Annotated in this window: 2 protein-coding genes; one reads left to right on the top strand and one right to left on the bottom strand. The window is 50.3% G+C overall.

Features of this window, described 5'->3' with window-relative positions; translation table 11 throughout:
• A partial coding sequence (locus tag D6694_07085) for an ATP-binding cassette domain-containing protein (protein ID RMH43399.1) occupies positions 1-344 on the bottom strand: 344 nt, incomplete at its 3' end.
• 245 nt (positions 345-589) lie between these two features.
• Here D6694_07085 and D6694_07090 point away from each other — a divergent pair.
• Positions 590-1569 (top strand): hypothetical protein (locus tag D6694_07090; protein ID RMH43398.1); only part of this gene is annotated, 980 nt, incomplete at its 3' end.

Consider the following 1569-nt stretch of genomic DNA (forward strand, 5'->3'; position numbering starts at 1 on the left):
ACCCGGGCAAATAAAAGACGTAAGTAATCGTAGATTTCAGTGACCGTCCCGACGGTTGAGCGGGGGTTATGAGAAGTGGATTTTTGTTCAATGGAGATGGCTGGTGACAAACCTTCAATATGATCGACGTCAGGCTTTTCCATCAATGACAGAAATTGCCTCGCATAGGCTGACAGCGATTCGACATAGCGACGTTGACCTTCGGCATACAGTGTGTCAAACGCAAGTGAGGACTTACCACTGCCCGATAATCCGGTAATCACAATGAGCTGATCACGCGGTAAGGTCAGATCGATGTTTTTGAGATTGTGCGTTCGCGCCCCACGGATATGAATCTGATGCATCGAAAAAAACCTTTCGCCCCCAAATGATAGACGGCAATTATAAAGCAGGTCGGACGGCATGATATGGCTTTTTTATTGATGACGCGCGCCAAATTCGTCGTTCGATGAGGACGCCGCATGTTCAAACAGGACAGTGGATTGATACGTCTTTCAGGTTGTTTATACTTTAGGATGAATTTAAGGATTATCCTTTAGGATGAATTTAAGGAGCACCAGTGGAGAAAAGGTGTCATAAAGGTTGGCTGGTGGGCGTGGTTGCGCTTTTGGTCACTGGCTCGATCGAGAACGGGACATTACCGGCATTGGAGCGTGCGCTTCCTGACCGTCCACAAGCCACAACACTGATACAAACCAAAGGTCCCAAAATCGTTAAGCGCAGTGAGCATAAGCCACCGGTTCCGCCTGTTGATAAGGCAAAACACAGCTCAGAGTTCGGCAAGATTGCGCGTTGTCAGGATGCGTCGGAGATAAATCCAGAGGCGTTGTTTGATGGTTTCAAACCGGCCGTCGCTAGATTGCTTGCTGCGGACGATCCTAGACGTCAGGAAGTCGGACTATTGCTACTTTCTCTGGTGAATAATACTGACAAAGATGAGCAGTGGCTGCCTCGACTGCATCACTTTCTGAGCGCCCATCCGGAATCCTCGCTGCTGGCGCGACATTACATGGCGGCCTGTGTTGAGTTCCCGGACAGGCCAGAGTGTGAGGCAGGCACCTTAATGAAGCTGACAAAATCGTTTCAGGCTTCAGCGGACTTCTGGTTAATGTTGGCCATGCGGAACATTCGCTTGGGTGATGAAAACGGGGTTTATGAGGCGCTTCGAGAAGCCATAGCAGCACAGGCGTTTTTTCGTATGTCGCATGAGGCGACGGTGCGGTTACGCCACGCCCTCACAGAGCTTGGCCTTGCCCCGCATGAGCAGTTTTTTTTGGTATACCAACTATACAATCACCAGTCTTTCGGGGCATTCGAAAACGGGTGGCGTGAGTTATTTGATTTTTGTCGGAGGGCTGCGCAACGCAGTGCGTCTGGCCTGACCCTATGTCTGGAGTGGTCGGAACGCCTGATAAACGATGGGCCGACGGATTTTGGCCGCCTGCTTGGTTTTGGTTTGCAGCGAGAGATTTACAAGGCACTTGGCGACCAGGAGGCGGTTGAACGACTTAACAAGATGCACAAGAACCTTTCAGATGAGGAGAATGATTTCTACACTTCGGTAGGCGT

It is taken from the genome of Gammaproteobacteria bacterium (genome assembly GCA_003696665.1).
Lineage (GTDB): Bacteria > Pseudomonadota > Gammaproteobacteria > Enterobacterales.